At 47.5% G+C, this 23,853-nt stretch carries 24 protein-coding genes and 1 tRNA gene; all 25 read right to left on the reverse strand.

Going from position 1 to position 23,853, the window contains the following annotated elements; genetic code table 11:
- Positions 1 to 156 precede the first annotated feature (156 nt).
- A complete protein-coding gene (locus ACFSUB_RS06930) occupies positions 157 to 1,164 on the reverse strand; it encodes a tetratricopeptide repeat protein (protein WP_380712460.1) in 1,008 nt (335 codons plus the stop codon).
- 124 nt (positions 1,165 to 1,288) lie between these two features.
- Positions 1,289 to 1,876 carry a 3-isopropylmalate dehydratase small subunit gene (gene leuD, locus ACFSUB_RS06935; protein ID WP_380712461.1) on the reverse strand — a complete coding sequence of 196 codons (588 nt, stop codon included), beginning with the start codon at positions 1,874 to 1,876 and terminating at the stop codon, positions 1,289 to 1,291.
- A 28-nt stretch (positions 1,877 to 1,904) separates the two neighbouring features.
- Entirely contained in the window at positions 1,905 to 3,320 is a 1,416-nt protein-coding gene (gene leuC / locus ACFSUB_RS06940; protein ID WP_380712462.1) for a 3-isopropylmalate dehydratase large subunit, read from the reverse strand.
- 37 nt (positions 3,321 to 3,357) lie between these two features.
- Entirely contained in the window at positions 3,358 to 4,434 is a 1,077-nt protein-coding gene (gene leuB, locus ACFSUB_RS06945) for a 3-isopropylmalate dehydrogenase (protein WP_380712463.1), read from the reverse strand.
- A gap of 38 nt (positions 4,435 to 4,472) precedes the next feature.
- On the reverse strand, positions 4,473 to 6,053 hold the full coding sequence (locus ACFSUB_RS06950) for a 2-isopropylmalate synthase (protein WP_380712464.1): 1,581 nt from the start codon (positions 6,051 to 6,053) through the stop codon (positions 4,473 to 4,475).
- Positions 6,037 to 7,029, reverse strand: a complete 993-nt coding sequence (ilvC, locus tag ACFSUB_RS06955) for a ketol-acid reductoisomerase (RefSeq protein WP_380712465.1) — start codon at positions 7,027 to 7,029, stop codon at positions 6,037 to 6,039. The genes ACFSUB_RS06950 and ilvC overlap by 17 nt, the downstream gene beginning before the upstream one ends.
- Positions 7,030 to 7,066: 37 nt before the next feature.
- Entirely contained in the window at positions 7,067 to 7,588 is a 522-nt protein-coding gene (gene ilvN, locus ACFSUB_RS06960) for an acetolactate synthase small subunit (protein WP_090927066.1), read from the reverse strand.
- Entirely contained in the window at positions 7,585 to 9,312 is a 1,728-nt protein-coding gene (gene ilvB, locus ACFSUB_RS06965) for an acetolactate synthase large subunit (RefSeq protein WP_380712466.1), read from the reverse strand. Before ilvB ends, ilvN begins: the two co-directional genes overlap by 4 nt.
- A 405-nt stretch (positions 9,313 to 9,717) precedes the next feature.
- A complete protein-coding gene (gene ilvE / locus ACFSUB_RS06970; protein WP_380712467.1) occupies positions 9,718 to 10,623 on the reverse strand; it encodes a branched-chain-amino-acid transaminase in 906 nt (301 codons plus the stop codon).
- A 232-nt stretch (positions 10,624 to 10,855) separates the two neighbouring features.
- Complete coding sequence (locus tag ACFSUB_RS06975; RefSeq protein ID WP_380712468.1) at positions 10,856 to 11,500, reverse strand: class I SAM-dependent methyltransferase; 645 nt, start codon at positions 11,498 to 11,500, stop codon at positions 10,856 to 10,858.
- 202 nt (positions 11,501 to 11,702) lie between these two features.
- On the reverse strand, positions 11,703 to 13,376 hold the full coding sequence (locus tag ACFSUB_RS06980; RefSeq protein WP_380712469.1) for an S-layer homology domain-containing protein: 1,674 nt from the start codon (positions 13,374 to 13,376) through the stop codon (positions 11,703 to 11,705).
- 142 nt (positions 13,377 to 13,518) lie between these two features.
- Positions 13,519 to 13,992 carry a spore coat protein gene (locus ACFSUB_RS06985; RefSeq protein WP_380712470.1) on the reverse strand — a complete coding sequence of 158 codons (474 nt, stop codon included), beginning with the start codon at positions 13,990 to 13,992 and terminating at the stop codon, positions 13,519 to 13,521.
- A 74-nt stretch (positions 13,993 to 14,066) separates the two neighbouring features.
- Positions 14,067 to 14,267, reverse strand: coding sequence for a hypothetical protein (locus ACFSUB_RS06990; RefSeq protein ID WP_380712471.1), 201 nt, complete (start codon positions 14,265 to 14,267; stop codon positions 14,067 to 14,069).
- A gap of 234 nt (positions 14,268 to 14,501) precedes the next feature.
- The gene (locus ACFSUB_RS06995; RefSeq protein WP_380712472.1) at positions 14,502 to 14,792 is read right to left on the reverse strand and encodes a DUF3006 domain-containing protein; all 291 of its coding nucleotides are present in this window, start codon (positions 14,790 to 14,792) and stop codon (positions 14,502 to 14,504) included.
- Positions 14,686 to 15,726 (reverse strand): ComEC/Rec2 family competence protein, encoded by a 1,041-nt coding sequence (locus ACFSUB_RS07000; RefSeq protein WP_380712473.1) that lies wholly within the window; start codon positions 15,724 to 15,726, stop codon positions 14,686 to 14,688. The genes ACFSUB_RS06995 and ACFSUB_RS07000 overlap by 107 nt, the downstream gene beginning before the upstream one ends.
- Positions 15,727 to 16,232: 506 nt before the next feature.
- Positions 16,233 to 16,309: transfer RNA gene (locus ACFSUB_RS07005), tRNA-Arg, on the reverse strand.
- Positions 16,310 to 16,456: 147 nt separating this feature from the next.
- Positions 16,457 to 16,981, reverse strand: coding sequence for a metallophosphoesterase family protein (locus ACFSUB_RS07010; RefSeq protein ID WP_380712474.1), 525 nt, complete (start codon positions 16,979 to 16,981; stop codon positions 16,457 to 16,459).
- Positions 16,982 to 16,986: 5 nt separating this feature from the next.
- Complete coding sequence (locus tag ACFSUB_RS07015; RefSeq protein ID WP_380712476.1) at positions 16,987 to 17,589, reverse strand: XTP/dITP diphosphatase; 603 nt, start codon at positions 17,587 to 17,589, stop codon at positions 16,987 to 16,989.
- A complete protein-coding gene (gene rph, locus ACFSUB_RS07020) occupies positions 17,589 to 18,356 on the reverse strand; it encodes a ribonuclease PH (protein ID WP_380712477.1) in 768 nt (255 codons plus the stop codon). Before rph ends, ACFSUB_RS07015 begins: the two co-directional genes overlap by 1 nt.
- Before the next feature lie 127 nt (positions 18,357 to 18,483).
- A complete protein-coding gene (locus ACFSUB_RS07025; protein WP_380712478.1) occupies positions 18,484 to 19,563 on the reverse strand; it encodes a GerMN domain-containing protein in 1,080 nt (359 codons plus the stop codon).
- A gap of 105 nt (positions 19,564 to 19,668) precedes the next feature.
- On the reverse strand, positions 19,669 to 20,499 hold the full coding sequence (gene racE / locus ACFSUB_RS07030) for a glutamate racemase (RefSeq protein WP_380712479.1): 831 nt from the start codon (positions 20,497 to 20,499) through the stop codon (positions 19,669 to 19,671).
- 298 nt (positions 20,500 to 20,797) lie between these two features.
- Positions 20,798 to 22,522 carry a phosphoenolpyruvate--protein phosphotransferase gene (gene ptsP / locus ACFSUB_RS07035; RefSeq protein ID WP_380712480.1) on the reverse strand — a complete coding sequence of 575 codons (1,725 nt, stop codon included), beginning with the start codon at positions 22,520 to 22,522 and terminating at the stop codon, positions 20,798 to 20,800.
- Positions 22,522 to 22,785 (reverse strand): phosphocarrier protein HPr, encoded by a 264-nt coding sequence (locus tag ACFSUB_RS07040; protein ID WP_380712481.1) that lies wholly within the window; start codon positions 22,783 to 22,785, stop codon positions 22,522 to 22,524. The genes ptsP and ACFSUB_RS07040 overlap by 1 nt, the downstream gene beginning before the upstream one ends.
- Before the next feature lie 437 nt (positions 22,786 to 23,222).
- A complete protein-coding gene (locus ACFSUB_RS07045; RefSeq protein WP_380713201.1) occupies positions 23,223 to 23,438 on the reverse strand; it encodes a helix-turn-helix domain-containing protein in 216 nt (71 codons plus the stop codon).
- Between the two features lie 15 nt (positions 23,439 to 23,453).
- A partial coding sequence (locus ACFSUB_RS07050; RefSeq protein ID WP_380712482.1) for a hypothetical protein occupies positions 23,454 to 23,853 on the reverse strand: 400 nt, incomplete at its 5' end.

A 23,853-nucleotide genomic window follows, 5' to 3' on the forward strand; every position in this document is an offset into this window, starting at 1 on the left:
CCCTCCAAGTTTCATAGGTTATCTCCGTATTCACAACCTCCTTATTATAACATATCAACTATTCATTTCAATGAATAAACGCCATAAGGAAGCCTGATTGAATACAGATTTCTGTTCATAAAGGACTATCCGGCTTTCAGCGGAATAAAGAAGCCTTTATACATGTGATATTTCGGTTTTTAATGTATCATATTCTTCTTTCACTTCACAAAAAGTTTCCCTGGAAATATTGTAATGAGATATTGCATCTTCTATTTCAACGGAGTACCCGATCCGTCCTGCCGCTTCTGCATGAACGACCGCAGCCAGTCCATCCATCCGCAGAGGCGGTGGAAATGGATAATAATACAACAGCAGTTCCTTCAGCAGTTCCAGGCTGTGTTCAAGCAGGACCGGCTCCTCGTGACCCAGGGCGTCATGGAGAAAACTCCCTGCTTTTATGTACACGGAACTGCCTTCCAGTGAAGGAAGAGAAGCAGGAATAAAGGTGCCCGTGCGCTCAAGTTTCGTAATAACGACTTCCCGGTCTATATGAAAATCCTTCAGTAAAAACAAAAGCATACTCTTTAACAGAGGAGATATTTCCGGATCGGTGAGCAGTATCTCCACCGATGGCACCACGAAAGCAGAAGGGTATTCTTTCATTTCCTGAAGAATGGATAACTTATATTCCGCACCTTCTGACTTCAGCTCGGTGTTCCAGTCGCGGTCCGGCAGTGCCTCTTCCACATCAGGCTCCTCCGTTGTTTCAGCCATGGTGCGTGACAACTCAAGCAGTTCAAACAGCTGTTCTGCCATCTTTGCCGGAAAGCGGTGTTCTTCCTGAACACCTTCGAGGATTGTTACTACTTTTTGATATTCCCCCGCCTGGGCGAGCAGCGAAACATATACCTGGAGCACCTCGAAATAGTTGTCATTGTTCCTGTCCATCAAATCTTCCGCCAGTCTGACGCCTTCTGTCAATCTTCCGGTTTCTGCAAATCCGAGAAGCAGACCATAAGATGCTTCTTCATGAAAGGTATCGTGCTGCAATGCTTCCTTAAAAAAGCTCACTGCTTCTTCTTTGTTTCCTGCTTTCAGCGCCTCCAGCCCCTGCGTCGATAATCGATCCGCAGAGCCGGGAAAAGAAATGACATTATGCTCCGGATCTTTTTTTTCTTTCATGCTGCACTCCCCCTTTCCTGCTCGTGATGGTTAGGAAAAAGAAGGCAGCCTGCGCAGGCTGCCTTTTTGTTTTATCCTGGTACTTGAGCGTACACGAATATTCTCGTTAAGGAAAGAGTTTTATTTATACGTTCATGCTTTTCTCAAACTCATCGATCTTATCTTCATACTGCAGTGTAATGCTGATCTCATCCCAACCATTAACGAGCATTTCCTTATAGTAATTATCGATTTCAAACGTCTCTTCAAAACCTTGTTCATCGGTGATTTTTTGGTTTGGAAGATCAACCATCACCTCATATTTCTGATTCTTCCCTTTTTCCATCAGCCGATACACTTTTTCTTCATCCAGACGTATCGGCAGAATACCGTTTTTGAAGCAGTTACTGTAGAAAATGTCTGCAAAACTCGGTGCGATGATAACCCGGAATCCATAATCCTGCAGGGCCCACGGAGCGTGCTCACGGGAAGATCCACTTCCGAAGTTATGGTCGGCAAGCAGGACGGTCGCCCCTTCAGCCTGGGGCTGGTTCAACTCAAAGTCCGGATTGTCGCTTCCGTCTTCCAGAAAACGCCAGTCAAAAAACAGAAACTGACCGAAGCCGGTGCGCTCCACACGTTTCAAAAACTGTTTTGGAATAATTTGGTCCGTATCCACATTGACACGTGGCAGAACCGCTGTATTCCCCGTGTGTTTCACGAGTGGTTCCATTTTTGTTCCCCCTCTTTTTCATAGATTATTAGTTTGTTACTGCTTCATCCAGATACCGGATATCAACAAACCGGCCGGCAATAGCGGCAGCAGTTGCCATAGCAGGACTGACCAGATGTGTTCTTGCACCTTTGCCCTGACGTCCTTCAAAGTTACGGTTGGACGTGGACGCGCAGCGCTGGCCTTCCGGAACAAAATCGGGGTTCATGCTCAGACACATGCTGCAGCCGGACTCTCTCCATTCAAAACCTGCATCTTTAAAGATTTTATCCAGTCCTTCTTCTTCTGCCTGCATTTTCACCTGCTGCGATCCCGGAACCACCATAGCACGCACACCATCTGCTACGGTCCGGCCTTCTGCAATTTTGGAAGCGGCACGGAGATCGCTGATACGTGCATTGGTACAGGAACCAAGAAATACGTGCTGAATGTGGATATCTGTCATCTTCGTGCCAGGTTCCAGATCCATATATTCAAGCGACTGCTCAATGGCTTTGCGATCTGCACTTGATTCCGCATCTTCCGGTGAAGGAACGGTTCCATGAATGCCGACACCCTGGGACGGGTTGGTGCCCCATGTGACCATCGGTTCAATTTCTTCACTGTCAATTTCCACAACAGCGTCGTATTCCGCACCTTCGTCGGTGGCAAGGGCCTGCCATTCTTCAACTTTCCGGTTGAATGCATCGCCTTCAGGTACACGTCTGCGTCCTTCCAGATAATCGAACGTCACCTGGTCGGGACTGATCAGACCAGCTCTTGCTCCCGCTTCAATGGACATGTTACAGATGGTCATCCGTTCTTCCATCGTTAAACCGCGGATAGCTTCGCCGGTGTATTCGAGGACATGACCGGTACCAAAATCAACCCCGTGTTTAGCGATCACAGCAAGAATAATATCCTTCGCCGTGGCCCCCGGGTTCAAACGGCCGTTAACGCGTACTTCCATTGTTTTGGGCGGTGACTGCCATAACGTCTGGGTGGCCAGTGTGTGTTCCACTTCACTCGTACCGATACCAAAAGCAAGCGCACCAAACGCGCCGTGGGTAGACGTATGACTGTCCCCGCACACAATAATCTTACCCGGCTGGGTGAGCCCCAGTTCAGGACCTATGATGTGGACAATTCCATTATTCGGGCTGTTTAAATCTGCAATTTCCACACCAAATTCATTACAGTTATTTGTCAGTGTTTCCATCTGCTTTTTGGAAACGGCATCTGTGATCGAGGACCTGTTTTCGGTTGGAACGTTATGGTCCATCGTAGCAAATGTCAAATCCGGACGCCGGACTTTCCGTCCTGAAAGACGCAGTCCTTCAAATGCCTGCGGAGATGTCACTTCGTGTACCATCTGCAGATCCACATACATCAAGTCCGGTTTCCCATCTTCTGAGTGTACCTTATGGTTATCCCAGATTTTTTCAATGATTGTTTTTGGCTTCATTCCGCTTCCCTCACTTTACCTTCCCCGGTTTTACCGGTTATTTTTTCAGTACTTCGATTACTTTATCAGTCATTTCATCTGTAGACAGCGCGTTTTCTCCTTCTTTCACGATATCACCTGTACGATGGCCGGCACTCAGTACGTCAGACACCGCCCGATCCAGAGCATCAGCTTCTTCTGTCATTTTAAAGGAATACTTAAGCATCATGGCTGCCGAAGAAATCATAGCAAGCGGATTGGCTTTGTTCTGCCCTTCAATATCGGGGGCGGACCCGTGAACCGGTTCATAAAGCCCCGGTGCCTGTTCCCCGATACTTGCCGACGGCAGCATGCCGAGTGAGCCGGTGAGCATGGAGGCCGCATCGCTTAAGATGTCGCCAAACATATTACCGGTCACCATTACATCAAACTGTTTCGGCTCACGGATAATCTGCATCGCAGCATTATCGACCAGCATGTGTTCGACTTCTACTTCCGGATAATCTCCTTTGATTTCTTCCACCGTTTCACGCCAGAGACGACTCGATTCCAGCACATTGGCTTTATCCACCGATGTGAGTTTTCCGCGGCGGAGCTTTGCCATTTCAAAGCCCTGCCGGACAATTCTTGCAATCTCGGATTTTTTGTAAATCATCGTATCAAGAGCTGCTTCTTCTCCATCTACTTCCCTGCGTTCCTGCGGTGTGCCAAAATAAATACCTCCAGTCAGTTCCCGCAGAATCATCAAGTCCACATTGTCGACCACTTCTTTTTTCAGACTGGAAGAGTCCGTTAAACTTTCATGGCCGGTCACGGGGCGAAGGTTCGCAAAAAGCTGAAGAGCTTTGCGGATGCCGAGGAGTCCCTGCTCCGGGCGCATTCCGGAAGGATGGTTATCCCACTTGGGACCACCCACCGCTCCGAGCAGAACACCGTCACTGCTTTTGCAGGTATCCACCGTTTCCGGCGGAAGAGGGTTTTCATGTTTATCGATGGCTGAGCCTCCGATATCGGCATACTTGTACTCAAATTCATGACCGTACATCTCTGCGACTTTATCCAGTACAGCGGTTGTTGCGTTCACGACTTCCAGGCCTATTCCATCTCCCGGAAGAACGGTAATTGTTTTCTTCATCCTCTTCTCTCCCTTACAGCTTTCGTTGCCGGCCGGCGTCACACATTAACTTTTTCGGCCTGAAGATCGCGTCCGTCCTGATAGTTGAGGGCACGGTTGATTGCATTGATATAAGCCCGGGCGGAAGCTTCCAGAACGTCATTTGCGGTACCGCGTCCGGATACTTCTTCTCCTTCATAATCCATCAGAACATACACTTCAGCAAGAGCATCACGTCCGCCGGTAATGGACTGAATGCGGTAATCTTTCAGATCCGCATGTCCTCCAATCATTCGTTCAATGGTTTGATATACAGCTTCCACACTGCCGGATCCCGTTGCTGCCTCCTGAATGGTTTCACCATCCGGATTCTTCAGCGTGACAGTCGCCGTTGGAATGTTGGTGGTGCCGTAATTCACCTGCAGTGTCTCCACTTCGTAGTGACTGACGGATTCCCCGGCTTTTTCTTCAGACATCAAGGCCATAATATCTTCATCGGTGATTTCACTCTTTTTGTCCGCCAGTGATTTAAATTCCTTAAACACTTTTTTGAGTTCTTCCTCCGACGCCTGGTATCCGAGTGCTTCGATTTTATTTTTGAATGCATGAAGTCCAGACAATTTGCCGAGTACCATACGATTGGCATTCACTCCGACCAGATCAGGGGTGATGATTTCGTAGGTGGAGCTGTTTTTTAGCACACCATCCTGATGGATTCCGGACTCATGGGCAAAGGCGTTGTCCCCGACGACCGCTTTATTGCTGGGAACCATCATACCGGACAGTTTACTGATCATCGTGCTGGTGCGTTTAATTTCATTAAGAGTCAGACCGGTTTCGGCCTTATAGTAGTCATTGCGGATCTTCAGTGCTACAGCAATTTCTTCGAGTGAAGCATTTCCGGCGCGTTCTCCGATACCGTTAATGGTTCCTTCCACCTGACCTGCTCCAGCTTCCAGTGCAGCCAGGGAATTGGCCGTGGCCATACCGAGGTCATCGTGACAGTGCGTGGACAATATCGCTTTATCCGAGTTTGGAACGTTTTCCTTGATATAACGGAAAAGGTGGCGGATTTCATCCTGGGTGACGTATCCGACGGTGTCCGGCAGATTAATCACTTCAGCGCCGGCGTCGATAACTTTTTCAATGATCTTCACGAGAAAGTCAAGATCGGAGCGGCAGGCATCTTCGGCAGACCACTGCACATGCGGGAATTTCTTCTTCGCATGCTTCACCGCTTCCACAGAGCTTTCTATCACCTGCTCCGGGGTCATGCGGAGCTTATGCTCCATATGAATCGGTGACGTTCCGATAAAGATGTGCAGTCTCGGCTCTTCACCGCCTTTCAACGCTTCCCAGGCTGTATCGATATCTTTCGTCACGGTGCGGGAAAGGCCTGTGACAGAACTTCCCTTTACTGTATCAGCGATATTTTTCACTGATTCAAACGAACCGTTGGATGATGCCGGGAATCCGGCCTCGATGATATCGACACCGAGGCGTTCCAGCTGGGAGGCAATCTGCATCTTTTCATCAAAATTGAAATTCACACCAGGGGCCTGTTCCCCGTCACGAAGCGTTGTATCAAAAACATTGACCTTCCGCACTTGCCACCACTCCTTTCTATTTGTTGCCGACAAACGGCATCATTTCACGCAGTTCACGGCCGACTTCTTCAATTTGATGTCTGTTTTCCCGCGCATTGGTTGCATTAAATTCCGGACGATTAGCCTGATTTTCGAGAATCCAACCTTTTGCAAAGCGGCCGGTTTGGATGTCGGAGAGTATATTACGCATGGTTTGTCTTGTTTCATCCGTAATGATGCGCGGCCCTGCCTGGAAATCTCCCCACTGGGCAGTGTCTGAAATGGAGTAGCGCATGCCTTCCAGACCTCCTTCATACATCAGATCCACGATTAGTTTCATTTCATGAAGGCATTCAAAGTAGGCGACCTCCGGCTGATAGCCTGCTTCCACCAATGTTTCAAATCCGGCTTTGACAAGGGCGGACGTACCTCCGCACAGAACAGCCTGCTCTCCGAACAAGTCGGTTTCTGTTTCTTCCTGGAACGTCGTTTCCATAATTCCGGCACGTCCTGCTCCAATCTGCTTGGCATAGGCGAGAGCGATGTCTTTTGCCTGGCCGGTGGCATCCTGATACACCGCGATAAGGGAAGGAACGCCTGCACCATCTTCAAATACGCGGCGGACGATGTGTCCCGGTCCTTTCGGCGCGATCATGAATACATCAATATCTTCCGGAGGAACAATCTGGCTGAAGTGAATGTTAAAACCGTGCGCAAATGCGATAGCTTTCCCAGGGTTGAGCTCAGGTTTGATTTCATTTTCGTAGGTGGCCGTCTGGTGCTCATCCGGAAGCAGAATCATAATAACATCAGCCTTGCGGGCTGCTTCATTGACAGTATATACTTCAAAACCGTCTTCTTCTGCTTTTGTCCAGGACTTGCCTTTACGAAGTCCAATGATCACGTGAACGCCGCTTTCCCTCATGTTTTTCGCGTGGGCATGACCCTGGGAGCCGTATCCGACTACCGCTACCGTTTTGTTCTGCAGAATTCCCTCGTTAATATCTCCGTTATAAAGTGCTTTAGCCATAATCAAATCTCTCCTTTTTCTGTAGTAAAATTGTAGATTAATTTAAGATGGAATGTTTCGGCGTTTCAAAATCACTTTTTACAGCTCCGCGTTTGAAAGCGGTGATGCCGGTACGGGCCAGTTCTTTAATTCCATATGGTTTCAAAAGGTCTATTAAGGCTTCCACTTTCTGTTGATCTCCTGTCACCTGGAGTGTGATGCTCTCGCGGCCGACATCCACCACCGTTGCGCGGAACGGCTCGGCAAGTGCTGATATTTCTCCTCGATGCTGCGGAGCGGCGACAACTTTTATAAGCGCCAGCTCTCTTGCAATAATCGAATCATCGGTAATATCCCGCACTTTGAGTACATCCACCTGTTTGTTGAGCTGCTTGATCACCTGGTCAAGTCCGCGCTCGTTATCAACGTTTACCACAAACGTCATGCGCGAAATTTCAGGATTTTCCGTCATGCCGACGGTGATGCTTTCAATATTGAACTGCCTCCGGGCAAACAACCCAGTGATCCGGTTCATCACACCTGAGTTATTATTTACTGTTGCAATGATGGTTCGTTTCACGGTTTAATTCCCTCCATTTCATGATGGCCTTTTCCGGGCGCGATCATTGGATAGACATTCTCTTCTTTTTCCACCCGGCAGTCCATCAGCACCGGGCCGGGGTGGGCAAGCGCTTCACGCAACACCTCCTGCATGTCACCCGGATTCTCTATTTTCCAGCCTTTGATGTTATAGGCTTCAGCCATCTTTACAAAGTCCGGCTGGATCGGAAAGACAGAGTTTGAATAGCGCTGTTCATAGAATAATTCCTGCCACTGGCGGACCATACCGAGAGAAGCATTGTTCACGAGAATGATTTTTACCGGCAGGTTTAATTCCTGCAGAATAGACATTTCCTGTGCCGTCATCTGGAATCCGGCATCGCCGAGCACTGCTACAACCTGCCGGTCCGGTGCAGCAAACTGCGCGCCGATGGCTGATGGAAAACCAAAGCCCATGGTGCCAAGGCCGCCGGAAGTTACCCAGCAGTCGGGCCGGTCAAATTTATAGTACTGGGCGGCCCACATCTGATGCTGTCCAACGTCTGTCGTGACAACAGCCTCCCCTTTTGTTTCTTCATAAATCATTTCCATGAGATGCTGTGGTTTAAGAAGATCTTTCTCTTCGTGATACCAGAGCGGGTATTCTTCCTGCCATCCCTGGAGCTGTTGTTTCCATTCCGAAAATTCGCCGGGGGTGCCGTTATATTCATTGAGCATCCGCAGTGCTTCTTTTGCATCCCCCACTACAGGAATCTGTGTTTCGATGTTTTTGCCGATTTCGGCCGGATCGATATCAATATGGGCGACCTTGGCATTCGGCGCGAAGTGCTTAAGTGCGCCCGTCACCCTGTCATCAAAACGTGCACCGATACTGATTAAAAGATCGGATTCATGCAGAGCCATGTTCGCGGTGTAGGTACCATGCATACCGACCATACCAAGAAATAGTTCGTGGGTTCCCGGGAAAGCACCGAGACCAAGCAGTGTGCTGGCAACAGGGAGCTGCTGTTTCGTTATATAGTCGTACAGTTCATCTGACCCGTGTGCATGAAGCACACCGGCGCCGGTCAGAACAACCGGTCTATCTGCTTCACTTACCGCATCGGCAAGCTTCTTGATTTGAAGCTTGTTGGGAATGACAGTCGGCTGATAGCCGGGAAGCTCCACCGGTTGGTCATAGTTGAAAAAACCCGAAGCTGCCGCAATGTCCTTTGGCAGATCGATTAGTACAGGACCGGGGCGTCCGGTGGAAGCAATGTGGAAGGCTTCTTTGATCATCCGCGGAAGATCCTCCACTTCCCGGGCCTGAAAATTGTGTTTTGTGATCGGCATCGTCACTCCGATAACGTCTGCCTCCTGAAAGGCGTCCGTACCGATTGCATTGGTTGCCACCTGACCGGTAATAACAACGAGAGGAAGCGAGTCAATCATGGCATCGGCAATGCCTGTGACAACGTTGGTTGCCCCGGGACCTGAGGTGACGACGCAGACTCCGGGATTTCCGGAAACTCTGGCATACCCTTCTGCTGCATGCACCGCTCCCTGCTCATGGCGGGCAAGCACATGATGCATTCCTGTTCTGTAAATTTCATCGTACGTGGTTAAGTTGGCACCACCCGGATAGCCGAAGATGACATCGACATTCTCACGGGCAAGCGCCTGAATAAGCATGCTGGCTCCCGTCATTTCCTGGTTTTCATCTTTAAGCTCGCGGCCCTGCATTTCTTTTGTCTCTGGTCCCATCTCTGCTTCCTCCTTATACCTGGTTTTGTTTCGTTCTTAAAACATTTGAAATAAAAAAGTCTTTCCGCCCTTTAACCAGAATGAATCCAGTTAAAGGGGCGGAAAGACTTTTTTTCCACGGTACCACCCTTTTTTGCGGTTAAGACCGCCTCGGCGGCAGAACGACTGCTGTGTTCTGCCTGTTATGATAACGGGTGAAGTGTACGTGTTACTGCACCCGGCCTGTATTACCGGCAGTTAAGCTTTCACACAGGCACTCAGAGGGGAGTTCATCTACAGCGGCAGTTCCGTTTCTCAGCTTCCACGGATCTCTGTAAAGACCGGAATGCAGACTAATGGTCCTCTTCAGCGTATTTCATCATTTAGTTGTTATCATATATCCAGCAGGAATTGTCCCCGGCTGTTTCAGCCTATTTCCATTTCTGAACGGGACGCTTCAATCTTTACGCCGTCCATTTCCACTTTCTCACGGAATGCTTCCAGAATCCGCTGCGTTTCAGAGCCTGGTTTCCCGTCGCCGATAATGCGGCCGTCCACTTTGATGACAGCAATGACTTCAGCAGCAGTCCCGGTAAGAAATACTTCATCGGCTGTGTATACATCGTGCCGCGTAAAAGGTTCTTCTCTTAAATCATAACCCATTTCACCGGCAAGTTCAACAATGGCCTGACGGGTAATTCCTTCAAGAGCTCCCACATAACCAGGAGGGGTATACAGCACTCCTCCGCGCAGAATGAAAATGTTGTCGGCGGAGCCTTCCGCCACATACCCTTCGTTATTCAGCATCAACGCTTCGTTCACACCGGCGAGACCGGCTTCAATCTTCACAAGAATGTTATTTAAATAGTTCAATGATTTCACTTTAGGGCTCAATACATCCGGGCGGTTTCTTCTTGTTGCAACGGTGACAATATCCAGTCCTTTATCATAAAACTCTTTCGGATAAATAGCGAGTTTCTCCGCAATGACAACAATCTGGGGACGCGCGCACGACGCCGGGTCAAGCCCGAGATTCCCGACTCCGCGGGATACGACAAGGCGGATATATGCGTCACGCAGTTCGTTCTTTTTCAGTGTCTCCACGATAATGTCTGTGACTTCCTGTTTCGTATAAGGAATGTCGAGCATAATCGATTTTGCGGAATTATAAAGGCGGATAAGGTGTTCATCGAGTTTGTAGACATTTCCGTTGTAAACACGGATCCCTTCAAACACGCCGTCACCATAGAGAAAACCATGATCAAAAACGGAAATCTTCGCATTTTCTTTTTCAACAAATTCTCCGTCCAGATAAATCCATTGTTCCCCCATGCCCGATCACCTCTGATGTTCCTTCAATATTAAACGGTAACGTAAATGCATGGTTATTCTGAAAATTATCCGTGTCAATTACGTGTTTGACGTTTATAATACTCCGGTTAAAGCCTTTGGTCAATCCCTTTTTAAAAATTGTTAGACGATTCAAAAAGAAATATACATATTGAATGCGGTTACACCGTTTATTTGTCAATCTTTTTGTCTGATTATCTCTCTTAAAAAAATTTTATTCTTTTTGAGCAAGGAAAGTGAGGGTGTTATACCCGGTCTGTTTGTCTATTTTTTCTGCAGCAACTCTCCAGGAGGCGAATGCTTTCCGCAGTACCTTGGATGCTTCTTCTGCCGCCGGATTCCATGCCGGTTCCGGGAGGGTGTCTTCTGATTGATCGGTGTTCATCACGATGGTGACGTATCGTTTATATACCACACCGGCTTCGATCCGGGACAGGAGGAGCTCCCTCTGTTCCGGGGAAGGAATGTGTTCGAGCAGGTGAACGGCCAGTATCCAGTGGTAATACTGCTCTTGTATCGTAACGTTCTCCGCTTTGTCATGCATCGGTCTGATGTTTGCTTCCACTCCAAAGCGGCGGCTGTTCGTTTCAAGCTGTTCCACCGCAAGAGGAAGGTGATCCACTGCTGTCACTTCTGTATTTGCAGAAGCAGCAGCACCGGCAATAGACAACGCATGTCTGCCCGGCCCGGCGCCGAGATCGAGCACACGGCTGTCCGGAACTCGTTGAATGACCGGGATATAACGTTGAATAAAAGGTGATGGTTTTTCCAGCCAGGAGCCTTTTTCATAAAGATCATACCTGCTGTACAGGTCATGGAAGTACTGTTTTTGATGGGTCACTAATTGCTCTTCATTCATGAATGTCATCCCTTTCGATTCAGAAAACGTGCTGCCGTATCGGTTATAGATCCGTTCCCATTGTATAGGCAGCGTCCTGACAAATCAATTTATTCCTGCAAAAAACGGCGGACATCTGATGCCGTTTCAGCCTGTGTTTTCATCACAGCAGGACTGTAACGGAATGGATGTCCGCCTCTGCAGGAATTACTAACGGAAAGCTTTAACCAAGAGTGACATCCGGCCGCATTTCCTCAATCGTTGCCGGGCCGATGTAAGACACATTGTCCAGCTCTTCCATCGTTTCAAACGGTCCGTTTGCGTCTCTGTAATTGATAATGTTCTCTGCAATCGCAGGACCGACTCCTGTGATGTTCTGCAGTTCTTCATACCCCGCAGTATTTACATTAACGGTTCCCTGCTGTTCTTCCGGCTCGGGAGTGGGTTCCGGTGTTGGTGCAGGTTCTGTATCATCTTTATTTCCGCTTCCTTCCCAAGGTGAAGCTGTAACTTCATAATTGCCTTCTGTGATGGAGAACACAACATCACCTTCGGCAGCCGTGGAATAAATGTCTGCATTGTCATTACGGAGGTTGGTCACAACAGAGGAAGCAGGGTGATCGTAGCGGTTTTCCTCCCCGTAGGAAAGAACAGCAGCTTCCGGATCCACTTCTTCAAGGAAGGCCGTACTGCTCGACGAATCGGATCCGTGATGAGCCGCTTTTAGAATTTCTGCTTCCACATCAAACTCATTCATCATATTCTGTTCCTGCTCCACGCCGGCATCCCCTGTCAAAAGAAGGTCATTTTCTCCGTACGTAAGTTTCAACACGACGGATGCTTCATTGTTGTTACTTGATGACGGGGCGGTGTTCAGCACTTTGGTTGTTACGTCTGACCCTATCCCCAGCGTCTCTCCTTCTGCGGGAGTATTGTAGGAAAGCCCCTCCTGACTAAGATGGGAGCGGTAGTCATCATACGTCTGGGTAGTGTGATCCTTGCCGCTGGTGAGAACATGATTCACTTCCATCTCCTCCAGCACCTGGATTAATCCACCTATGTGATCGGCATCCGGGTGAGTGGAAATCAAGTGATCAATGGTAGAGACCCCTTCGTTTTCAAGATAGGAAACAACCTTCTCTCCAGCCGCTCTCTTGCCACCGTCCACGAGCATATTCTTCCCATTTGGATACTCGACAAAGATACTGTCTCCCTGTCCAACGTCAATGAAATGGGCCTCAAGTTCCGTACTGTCTGATTCCGGCTCAGGATTATTACTTTCATCTTCTGTAACCGGGGAGTCATCCAGAGCCCTCGCTAAAAACACCGAAAACTGGGCTCTTGTCGTGTCGTCATTCGGTCCAAAGGTACCGTCTGCGTACCCGGTTGTAATGTCATGGGAAGCAATGGCCTGGACATCCTCGTAAAACACGTCTCCATCTTCCATATCTTCAAAAGAAGTCTGATTTCCTTCATAGGCGATTTCTTCTGACGCACGGTTCAGCACAGCTGCCATCTGTCCTCTGGTTAAGAAGTCATTAGGCATGAAACGTCCGTTATTTCCATTGATAATGCCTTCATCTTGAACTGCCGCTGCTGTTTCATACGCATAATAACCCGGTCCTATATCTGTAAAATCAGCTTCCGGACGGTCTGTCGTTTCCAAGTGAAACGCCTCTGTAATCATAGAAGCGGCCTGACTTCGTGTCACCGGTTCGCCGGGACGGAATGTTCCGTCTTCGTATCCTGAAATGATCCCCTCTTCTGCCAGATACTCTATCTCTGACCCGGCCCAAAAATTCGAACCCATATCAGAAAAATCGTCAGCTGCAGCTGCGGTCGAAGTAAACAACGCCCCTGAAATTACCGCAGACAGTATGTACTTTCCGAATGCCATCAAATTCCTCCTTTACAGCAATACACACATGTTATCACATAACAGTTAAAATTTTAATATTCTGTGAACAAACACCCCTTCATCATTTTAAAAAAAGAAGCGGAATGTGAAAGAGTTTTCTTTCACATTCCGCTCTATTTTATTACAGGATATTAAGCGCTGCAGCTACAGCGATCAATAATTGCAGAAGTAACTGAATATTAACCGCCAATTGAGTGTCCCTCATGTCCATCGTGACGCCTCGGCTGTTTTCAATATACATATGCTGATACGTCTGCTGTTTGATTTTAGCAGATTGAATTAAATCCTGCGTAAAAGCTTCTGCCCGTTCCGAGTTCCCGCCGATAGAAACAGTTATAAGAATTAAAATAGCAGCTTGAAGACCTGCCTGCACGTTTAGAGCACCTTTAATGTCAGTATTTGATATATTGACATCACAACAGTCGATAATTTCGATATACTCTTCTGACAATTGAATGGTTTTATTGGTCTGCTCTCCGTGCTGAGTGCTGTCACCGCTGCCACCGCAGCAATTTTCAGAAGAACTCTCCAAGGCATTCCACTTTCTATCATTTCTTTTTCTATCTTTTTCTCTTGTTCGAGTATTTCTTTCCATTTATATTCCTCCTTTCTATACTATTCTATGAAGAATCTGTATAGAGGATTGGACAACCTTCCTGATATAAATGCTTATTTTTTCTCTTTTTCCACTGATTCATCATTGATCTGTCCACTGGAAATAAACTGATCCACCCTATCCTGACATTCCTGAATGACCTCTCTCAATTCACTTTTTTCCTCTTCCGTAAGTTCTGTCATAGACTGTTCCAGTCCGTGTTTTTTCATTAGACGTTTCACCAGCATTTTTGTTAGTTTTGGGTTTTGCTGCATATAAACCCCTCCTTTAGCGATTTCTATAGATCCTATGAAAAAAATATATTATTGTATAGGGAACAATCTATTATTTCTGGACAAAGCGGTAACAAATTTAAAACAATGTATCCGAGTATCTATTATTACCCGGAAGAAAACAAAAGAGGACGCCAGGATTTACTAAATCAAGGCGTCCTCCCATCGTTATTTCCGATTCTTTTTCATCATGTCATGCTGTTTATTAATTTCTGTTCATCCCAGCTTATTCTTCAGTTTTTGAAAGATCGATTGAGCTTTCTGTTTTCGATTTTCTGTTTCTTGATGATTTATTGTAATTTCCCGCAATGTCCCGTTCTCGTTACATTCGACTTCTACGACATCGCCTTCCTTTAAATCTTCAGGAAGCTGTTTTGTTGGTACCTTTCTTTGTATGTTTTCATCGCCGGCAGGAAGGAGAACGGCCAATTCCCCCTCCAGCCGATCGACCGTGTATTGTTTCAAATGACCCCTCCTGACCGCAGATCGTATCCAGGCGTATTTCATCTATAGTATCACTGTTACCCGTATCCTCTTTTCCATCACCGTTCCAGGGCTCTGCTTCCGGTACATTGAGACCTTGAGGATGTAACGAAACTTCAATATTTCCGGATTCATACGTGCTGTATAGTTCAACTCCTGCCTCTTTCAGGGTTTTTACAACATTTTCAGAGGGATGGCCGTAATCATTTTCGCCGTAAGAAAGGAACGCTGTTTCAGGATCCACAGCTTCCACAAATTGAGCACTGGTTGACGTGTCTGCCCCGTGGTGGCCAACCTTCAACAAATCGGACTCGACATCGTATTTTTCCATCATTTCCACTTCATTTTCAATCGCGGCGTCGCCCGTCAATAACACTTTTGTCTCTCCGTAAGTGAGATGAAGGACAATGGAGGATTTATTGATTACGTCACTGTCATGATATCCATTCAGAATTTGTACTTCAGCAACCTGCGTGTCTAAATATTCTCCTGCTTCCGCTTTTACAACAGGAATATCCTGTTCATCCATTAATTCGAGGTACTTCTGATACGTTTTTGTCGTATGCTCTTTCCCACTATCCAGCACATTTTTCACGTCTATTTCTTCCAATACCTTAATTAATCCGCCAATATGATCGACATCCGGGTGTGTCGCCACCACCCATTCCAGGGTATCGATATTCTCTTCTTCTAAATAATCAATGATTTCTTCTCCGGACCCGTGCATGCCTCCGTCAATAAGAAGATTTCCACCGGAACCCTCGGGCTCCACCAAGATGCTGTCGCCCTGTCCCACATCCAGAAAATGCACGTTCAAGGCAGCATCCGGTGCAGCTGCAGCTCCGACCTCTTTTGTCGTTTCCTTACATCCCGGCATTTCCTTTTCTTCAGCATGAATAAATGATGTAAGCATGGTTCCAAGTAATGCCATGGTTAATATGTACCTTGCCAATCTCATCAAATTCCCCCTCAAAATGTCTCTGTTATTTTGCCACAAACCGGGCGAAAAAATGGAGTTTGGTGAAAAGAAATGATCATTTTTTGTTCGGGGGAAGTAAACCGGGTGGCAGCTAATCATTTTAAGGAGCTTTTCGAGGAGTAACAGGGGCAAAATTAAATTCTGCCCCAATCCTGCCCCAAAAAGCTAAAATCAAGGCAATTTACAGAAGTGGAATGAATAGTGGTAAATTAAAAAACCCCTTGTCTCCCAAGGGGTTTGGCACTTTTGAGTTTGGTGTCCCACGATGAACACGTACGCTTATATCTTGAAAGAATTGCGGACCAGAGACGAAGAAAAAACCGCCCAAATCTTTGATGAAATGAGCGGCTAGCATGTGCAAAATATGTGCAAAAAAAGTTCATTTTCGTGTTCAACAGAGAACACCTTTTCGGTCTTTGAATGTCAGTCAAAGTACCGTCATAAAGGGATTTTCCGTTTATGGGTTAAAACCCTAAATAGGTAAATGGTGTCCCAGGCAGGATTCGAACCTGCGACCTACGGCTTAGAAGGCCGTTGCTCTATCCTACTGAGCTACTGGGACAAGACGTTTGTTTTTCAGCGACAAATATTATGTTATTATATCCGGCGGCTGAAGTCAATATGATTTTTAAAAGCATCTTCCTGAGTATTGAAAAAAGCAGCCCTGAGTCGGAGCAAGATGCCTTGCTCCGCTCCCAGGCCGTTCTTTTTATTCACTTTTTCCTTCAAACGAAGCATACAAATCTGTTACCTCCTCGGCGGAAACCCGCTCATAAAAACGGATTTCGGCTCCGCCGGATTCATCAAATGATGCAATGGCATACGTCTGTTCGGGACGGGTGCGGGGCTGCATCACACTTCCCGGGTTAACAAAAAGGATGCCTTGATCTTCAAAGGCGGTCGGGTGGTGGCTGTGGCCGAAACACGCCATGCGTGCCTGTGTTTCTTCCGCCCGGTAAGACAGCGGAATATGAGTCATTTTAATATTGTAGAGATGACCGTGTGTGACATATACCCGGACCCCTTCTACCGTTTCAGCTGTATCTTCCGGAAATTCGCCCGGCTTGTCCACATTTCCCTGAACCGTATGTACACCTTCAAGAATAGAAGAATCGTTGGACAATTCAGAGTCTCCGCAGTGAAAGACAGCATCCACTTCCCCGCGGTGCCGCTCAATTACTTCACTCAGTTCTGTTTCACTGCCGTGGCTGTCACTGACCAACAAACATTTCATAGGATTCACTCTCTTTCATCGGATGTAATGTTCAAGCTTTGTTCTTTCATTTTCTGAAGAGCCTGGAACCGGTGGCTGATTTTATTTTTTTCTTCGGGCGGAAGTTCTGCCATCGAAACCCCGCGTTCCGGCAGATAAAAGACAGGATCATAACCGAAACCGTTTGCGCCTGATTTGGCTGGAGCAATTCTGCCTTCACACGTTCCACGGAATGTTTCCGTCTCTTTTCCCGGTGCTGCAGCAGCAATGACACACACAAAACGGGCACTGCGCTTTTCTTCCGGCATACCTTCGAGTTCCTGCAGCACTTTCGCCGTGTTTGCTTCATCGTTTTTCTCTTCGCCTGCATAGCGGGCTGAGTACACGCCGGGGCGCCCGTTCAGCGCGTCGATTTCAAGACCGGAATCATCTGCTATGACAGGCACCTCATAGGCTGCAGCAATAGCTTCCGCTTTTAGTGCAGCGTTCTCTTCAAATGTCTCTCCTGTTTCGGGAATGTCGTCCATTTCCACATCAAGAAGAGAACGGACGGCTGCCTCTGAACCAAACATATCACGGAACTCTTTGACTTTGTTTTCATTTTTGGTTGCAATAATTACGGTACGCATTATTCTGCCGCTTCCTTTTTTGCCTGAATGTCATCATCAATGGATCCGAGCAGCTCTTTTTGAATAAGAAACAATTCATTCATCCCTTTTTCCCCAAGGTCGAGAAGGGAATTAAGCTGGCTGCGGGAATAGGAGGCTTCTTCCCCCGTTCCCTGAAGTTCAACGAATTCACCGTTTCCTGTCATTACGATATTCATATCCACTGCTGCTTCTGCATCCTCTTTATAGCATAAATCCAGCAGTTCCTCTTGTCCAGCGTCAACTCCGACCGAAACAGCAGCAAGATAATCCACAATCGGCCATTTTTTTATTTTCCCTGCTTCCACAAAAGATTTCACAGCCATGGCCATCGCAACAAATGCTCCTGTAATAGAGGCTGTGCGTGTACCGCCGTCTGCCTGAATGACGTCGCAGTCTATCCAGATTGTACGCTCACCGATGCTGGACAAGTCAACGACAGAGCGGAGCGAACGGCCGATTAAACGTTGAATTTCCATGGTTCGGCCGCTCAGTTTTCCCTTCGCGGCTTCCCTGATATTACGTTGTTCGGTTGCTCTTGGAAGCATGGAATACTCTGCGGCGATCCAACCCTTGCCACTGTTACGCATAAACGGCGGAACACGATCCTCAATGCTCGCCGTGCAGATAACTTTGGTTTCTCCAACGGTGATAAGTACCGAACCTTCCGGGTGTTTCAAAAATTCCGTATCAATGGTAACCGGACGCATCTCACTTTTTTCTCTTCCATCAAATCGTGTCATTGTCATGTCTGTATCCTCCTAATTAAAAACCTGTTAAGGTGCACACGTCCGTCAGCTCCCGCCTTCCACAGCAGGAGCTTTACAGACGCCTGGATAAAAAGAAGGCAGCATAGAGCCGCCTTACCCCGCATTTTCATCCTTTGGAAGGAGCATCATTTACAAACGCCGGCCGGGCTGCCGGGTCTGCGAGTGTTTCGCCGTTTACGCGAAGTACTTCTTCCGCCCCTTCCACATTCAATTCTACGTTTTCAACGCTTTCCAGTTCTGTAGCTGTCAAAAGGGCCGCATGCAGTGCTTCTTCCGAAACAGAGCCATTTTGGCCGGAAAGCAGTCCTTCATTAAAGAAAATGGACGCCGTACCCTGCTTTACCTGCGAAGGTTCTGCAAGCAACGTTCCTTCACGCAGAACGTCATGCAGACCGCTTTCCGGAGAAGGGCCTTTGACGAGTTCAGTCATTGCCGCATCCAGCTTGTTATTATCGTCTTTCCCGCTTATTCTGCGGGTGACCGGAACATAGTAGGAGTTTTCCCCAATCTGGGATAAAAAATATACAGTGACGCTACTGCTGTCTGTCATATCGCTGACACGCCCGTTTTCCAGATTAATTCCCTGGGCACGGCTGTAGGAGTCTCCGATCGGCGTTCCATTGACCGGCATGGTCTCCTGTTTATAGCCGTTTATCTGAAAGGAGACATCCTCCACATTATCAAACTGTGTCAATGTCCAGGTTACAGCCTGCAGTACCGCCTGTTCCTGCTCCGGTTGGTAGTCGCGGAATTCCGTTGAAAAGTCGGTGACCGCAGTGCCGTTTTCATCCAAACGGACATCTACTTCTGTACCTTGCGGCAGTACAGCCTGGAATCCATTTGGAACCATCCGGCTGATCGGCCCGCCGGTTACGAGATGCTCCAGCGACTGTTTCAGTACACCTTCTGTTTTAGGAAGAGAAAAGGTCTGCGGGGCAACCTTTCCATTTTCATCAATGAGATAAAGCTCCCTTTCGACTGTTTCCTCTTCCGTTGGTTCCTCTTCTTCATCCGAATTAGAGGATTGCTCCTGTTGTGCTGCTTCCTCAAAGTCTTCCCAAGCTATGTCCTCCGTAACTTCTTCCGGAGGTTCGTCCATATTTCCTGCCTCATCACTGCCGAATCCACACCCCTGCAAAATAAAAGGCACCGCTAAAACGGCTGCTGCCTTCCACGGCATTTTCATTCGTTCTTCCCTCCCAGACCAGTTTGTATTATTTATACGAGCCTGGATGGGAATTAGACCATCAGAATATATTTTACCGTGAAAACACTGGACAAACCGCTGTTTTCACAGCACTTTTTTTGAATGGGCTCTGTCTGTCTGCTCCAGACTGATGGACCGGACATCAGAGGCCGTATCATCCAGCCAGCGGTCCGCGATCATACGGAAATGCTCCACCTGTCCGGTCGTATAGAATGTGTGCTCCGGAAAAGACATATCAGTGTGAAGCATTTCATGGAAATTCAAAATCGTACTTGCTTCGCTGGCTGTTTCGTCTCCAGATGAAATAAGCCGGATGTCATCTCCTACTACTTCCTGAATCACTTCAGCTAAAAGAGGGTAGTGGGTACAGCCGAGAATCATTGTGTCAAAGAAAGAACCGGTGAGCGGACGAAGGGTCCGGCGGACAATCGACAGGGCTTCTTCTCCTTCACAAATCCCCTGCTCGACCAAGGGCACAAAGGGCGGGCAGGCGAGCGACTGCACGTGTACTCCTTCATTTATAGCATGCAGGGCGCGCGGATAGGCGCCGCTCGCAATCGTTCCTTCTGTACCAATGACGGCGACGTGATCTGATTTTGTCAGCTTCAGTGCCGTGATGGCACCCGGCTGTACCACCCCGATAACCGGGATATCAAGATGTTCCTTTACTTCCTCGAGAACGACGGCCGCCGCCGTGTTACACGCAATAATAAGCATTTTTATGTTTTCCTGCTGCAGATGATGAATCATTTCCCACGTAAACTGTTTCACTTCATGGACAGGTCTCGGGCCGTATGGGCACCTTGCTGTGTCTCCGATATATATCATCTTTTCCTTTGGCAGCTGCCGGGCCACCTCCCTGGCCACGGTCAAGCCTCCCACACCGGAGTCTATAATTCCAATTGGTCGATTCACTTATGGTCCCTCTATTTCTCATTGTTTTATTCATACTGCATTTTAGTTTTTTAATGATCGGAGCTGTTCCTTACCATTCAGTCTTCCTGTCAAATGTAAAAGTCAACTGTTTCATACCTTAACATATATATTCTCTCTTTTTTCCGTCGTGATTTCAAGGCACCCGGAATATTTCAGCCGGTTTCATCAATCAGCGGACACGGACCCCGGTAAAGAGAAACTATCAGCATTCTACTGTATTCGCTAAAAAAGCCCCGCATGAAAGCGGGGCCGAATAATGTTTAGTTCCAGCAGTGGATCAGGACCGGATAAAACCTTTTTCGTAAACAAGTGCTTCAACTTCTTTGGCGGTAGGAAGATTGACAGCTTCGGCAGCCAGTTCCTGTGCTTCTTCCTTCGTGAGCGTAAGAAGCTGACTTCTGGCAGGAAGAACAGATGTTGCACTCATACTGAACTCATCAAGTCCAAGACCGAGAAGCAGCGGCACTGCTGTTTCTTCTCCGGCCATTTCTCCGCACATGCCGGCCCATTTCCCTTCATTATGAGCGGCTTCAATCACCTGCTTGACGAGTCTCAGTACGGCTGGATGATAAGGCTGATAAAGATGGGATACTTTTTCGCTCATCCGGTCGGCAGCCATCGTATACTGAATGAGATCGTTCGTGCCGATGCTGAAGAAGTCGACCTCTTTTGCAAAAATATCAGCCGCCGCAGCAGTAGATGGAATTTCCACCATAATACCGGTTTCGACATCTTCTGCCGGCTGCAGCCCTTCCTGTTTGAGGTCATTTTTCACATCTTCGAGAATGCTCTTTGCTTCCCGGAACTCCTCAATCGTGGCCACCATCGGAAACATGATTTTCAGATTCCCGTAGGCGCCGGCACGAAGCAGTGCCCGGAGCTGGGTGCGGAACATCTCTTTTTCCTCGAGACAGAGCCGTATCGCACGGTAACCAAGAAATGGATTCAGTTCCGACGGGAGATCGAGATACGGTAGTTCTTTATCTCCTCCAATATCAAGAGTACGGATAACTACAGCACCGCCGTTCATCTTTTCAAGGACATTTTTGTATGCTTCAAACTGCTCTTCCTCATCCGGAAGTTCATTCCGGCCCATGTATAAAAATTCCGTACGGTACAGTCCTATGCCTTCAGCACCGTTATCCAGGACTCCACTCAGATCATCCGGTGTTCCTATGTTTGCCGCAAGTTCAACACGGGTGCCGTCTTTAGTGATGGACGGTTCGTTTACAAGCTTGGCCCATTCTTCTTTTTTACGAAGATATTCCTGCTGCTTTTCCTTATAGGAAACAATCGTTTCTTCATCCGGCTGGAGAATAACTTCTCCTTCCATGCCGTCAATAATAAGAAAGTCTCCTGTCTGGATGGATGATGTAGCCTGTCTTGTCCCGACAACAGCCGGTATCTCCATGGAACGCGCCATAATAGCCGAATGGGAAGTACGGCCGCCGATATCGGTCGCAAACCCTAGGACATACGTCAAATCAAGCTGGGCCGTATCAGAAGGAGTCAGATCCTCGGCAATAACAACAGTTTCCTCCTGAATGGCAGCAAGGCTTGTATTTTCAACGCCGAGCAGATGAAGAAGAATCCGCTGGGATACGTCCCGGATATCGGAAGCACGTTCTTTCATGTATTCATTGTCCATACCTTCAAACATGGTGACATACATGTCGGCTAATTCTTTCATCGCCGCTTCAGCATTAATCTGCTCTTCCTTAATTTTAGAAGTGACGCCGTCTATGATTTCCGGGTCTTCGAGCACAAGAAGATGGGCGGAAAAAATCTCCGCCTTGTCCTCGCCCATGTCTTTTAATGTTTTATTCTTTATAATCTGAAGTTCCTGCCTGGCACGCTCCATCGCGTCATAAAAGCGTGACGTTTCCGACTCGATATCGCTGACCTGTGTCTTTTCGATGTTCATCTCCGGTTGTTCAAGGACAAATGCTTTTGCAAAGGCAATGCCCTTGGAGGCAGCAATGCCTTTCAAGGTGGTAGTCATTACTCTCCAAGCCCTTCTTTCACTACTTCATCTACTGCTTTCATGGCTTCTTCTTCGTCAGAGCCTTCCACGCGGATCGTTACTTCTGAATTTTTACCGACACCAAGAGACATAACGCCCATAATGGATTTGAGGTTGACGGACTTCCCATTGTACTCAAGCGTAATTTCCGAAGAATACTGGCCGGCTTTATTTACAAGCTGGGTGGCCGGACGAGCGTGAATTCCCGTATCGTTAGTAATAGTGTACGTTTGTTCTTTCATGACTGAAACCCCTTTTCTTAAAAATTATATCGCTTTCATAAACATACTAAGGAATGCAGCGTCAGGTCAAGCGTTTCTGGTGCTTTCTTCAGATCCGGACGGTAGTAAAAAAGGCATGAGCAAACGCATTAGGTCGGTATAGAAACAAGCCGGTACGAATACTTATTTCTTCCTGATGCATTTACTCATGCCTGATCCAGTCAGTAACACGTAAATCTGTACAATGATATGACAATGCCTTCGCTGCAAACTTACGATTTATTATAGCACTTTCGCAGTCAGTCGGCAAGGTTTTAGACGTAATTAAAAAAGAACCAGCTTTCCCAAAGGATAAAAAACAGCCGGTTGTACCGGGTTTCATTGTCTGATTAAGCTTCGGGATTCATACATTCTCCACCCTTCAGCTGTTTTTCCCTTTGCGGGAAGCCGGTCGTTCATTAAATTGAAAGTTCCCCAAGCCGTATGAGTTCAATCACAGCCTGAGAACGCCCCTTGACCCCCAGCTTCTGCATTGTGTTGGAAATATGGTTTCGGACCGTTTTTTCACTGATAAATAACTGGGAGGCTATTTCTTTGGTCGTCTGATCTTGGACGAGTAATTCAAACACTTCCCGTTCCCTTTTAGTGAGCAGGGTACGGTAACCTCTGTCCATCTCTCTCAAGTGGCTTCACCCTTTCTTGACAAGGCTGTCCCCGTCCTCTGCCAGAAGGCGAAAGGGTCGGAGGATGGAAAGAATATAGTCAGCATATTTTATGCGCCCGGGGAAAAGGGCGTTACGGACAGAAGCCTTGAATATGACTGGAATTTTCCCTGAAAAAAAGAAAAAACCTGACGATGCAGCATCCATTTTTGTCAATACCCGTTGTTTCAAAGTTTCCACACGTACGTATGTACTTAAAAAAGAGTCTGAGACAAAACTTCTATAAGATAGAAAAATACCGAACGATTTTTTGAAATCGTTCGGTATTTTTCGTTGCTGAGACAAGCCGCTACGCCAAAATGCTTTGCTTTTACTCCAGAGCACAAGGGCGGCATCGATTCGCTGGCGCTTATCGTGTCTTCTTTGC

Origin of the sequence: Salibacterium lacus (assembly GCF_042684865.1) — a bacterium.
GTDB lineage: Bacteria > Bacillota > Bacilli > Bacillales > Marinococcaceae > Salibacterium > Salibacterium lacus.

Bases quoted from the DNA above. Each gene is read 5' to 3' on its own strand.
- ACFSUB_RS06930 (WP_380712460.1), bottom strand. From the start codon at position 1,164: ATGAAAGAAAAAAAAGATCCGGAGCATAATGTCATTTCTTTTCCCGGC.
- leuD (WP_380712461.1), bottom strand. From the start codon at position 1,876: ATGGAACCACTCGTGAAACACACGGGGAATACAGCGGTTCTGCCACGT.
- leuC (WP_380712462.1), bottom strand. From the start codon at position 3,320: ATGAAGCCAAAAACAATCATTGAAAAAATCTGGGATAACCATAAGGTA.
- leuB (WP_380712463.1), bottom strand. From the start codon at position 4,434: ATGAAGAAAACAATTACCGTTCTTCCGGGAGATGGAATAGGCCTGGAA.
- ilvC (WP_380712465.1), bottom strand. From the start codon at position 7,029: ATGGCTAAAGCACTTTATAACGGAGATATTAACGAGGGAATTCTGCAG.
- ilvB (WP_380712466.1), bottom strand. From the start codon at position 9,312: ATGGGACCAGAGACAAAAGAAATGCAGGGCCGCGAGCTTAAAGATGAA.
- ilvE (WP_380712467.1), bottom strand. From the start codon at position 10,623: ATGGGGGAACAATGGATTTATCTGGACGGAGAATTTGTTGAAAAAGAA.
- ACFSUB_RS06975 (WP_380712468.1), bottom strand. From the start codon at position 11,500: ATGAATGAAGAGCAATTAGTGACCCATCAAAAACAGTACTTCCATGAC.
- ACFSUB_RS06980 (WP_380712469.1), bottom strand. From the start codon at position 13,376: ATGGCATTCGGAAAGTACATACTGTCTGCGGTAATTTCAGGGGCGTTG.
- ACFSUB_RS06985 (WP_380712470.1), bottom strand. From the start codon at position 13,992: ATGGAAAGAAATACTCGAACAAGAGAAAAAGATAGAAAAAGAAATGAT.
- ACFSUB_RS06990 (WP_380712471.1), bottom strand. From the start codon at position 14,267: ATGCAGCAAAACCCAAAACTAACAAAAATGCTGGTGAAACGTCTAATG.
- ACFSUB_RS06995 (WP_380712472.1), bottom strand. From the start codon at position 14,792: ATGAAATACGCCTGGATACGATCTGCGGTCAGGAGGGGTCATTTGAAA.
- ACFSUB_RS07000 (WP_380712473.1), bottom strand. From the start codon at position 15,726: ATGAGATTGGCAAGGTACATATTAACCATGGCATTACTTGGAACCATG.
- ACFSUB_RS07010 (WP_380712474.1), bottom strand. From the start codon at position 16,981: ATGAAATGTTTGTTGGTCAGTGACAGCCACGGCAGTGAAACAGAACTG.
- ACFSUB_RS07015 (WP_380712476.1), bottom strand. From the start codon at position 17,589: ATGCGTACCGTAATTATTGCAACCAAAAATGAAAACAAAGTCAAAGAG.
- rph (WP_380712477.1), bottom strand. From the start codon at position 18,356: ATGACAATGACACGATTTGATGGAAGAGAAAAAAGTGAGATGCGTCCG.
- ACFSUB_RS07025 (WP_380712478.1), bottom strand. From the start codon at position 19,563: ATGAAAATGCCGTGGAAGGCAGCAGCCGTTTTAGCGGTGCCTTTTATT.
- ptsP (WP_380712480.1), bottom strand. From the start codon at position 22,522: ATGACTACCACCTTGAAAGGCATTGCTGCCTCCAAGGGCATTGCCTTT.
- ACFSUB_RS07040 (WP_380712481.1), bottom strand. From the start codon at position 22,785: ATGAAAGAACAAACGTACACTATTACTAACGATACGGGAATTCACGCT.
- ACFSUB_RS07045 (WP_380713201.1), bottom strand. From the start codon at position 23,438: ATGGACAGAGGTTACCGTACCCTGCTCACTAAAAGGGAACGGGAAGTG.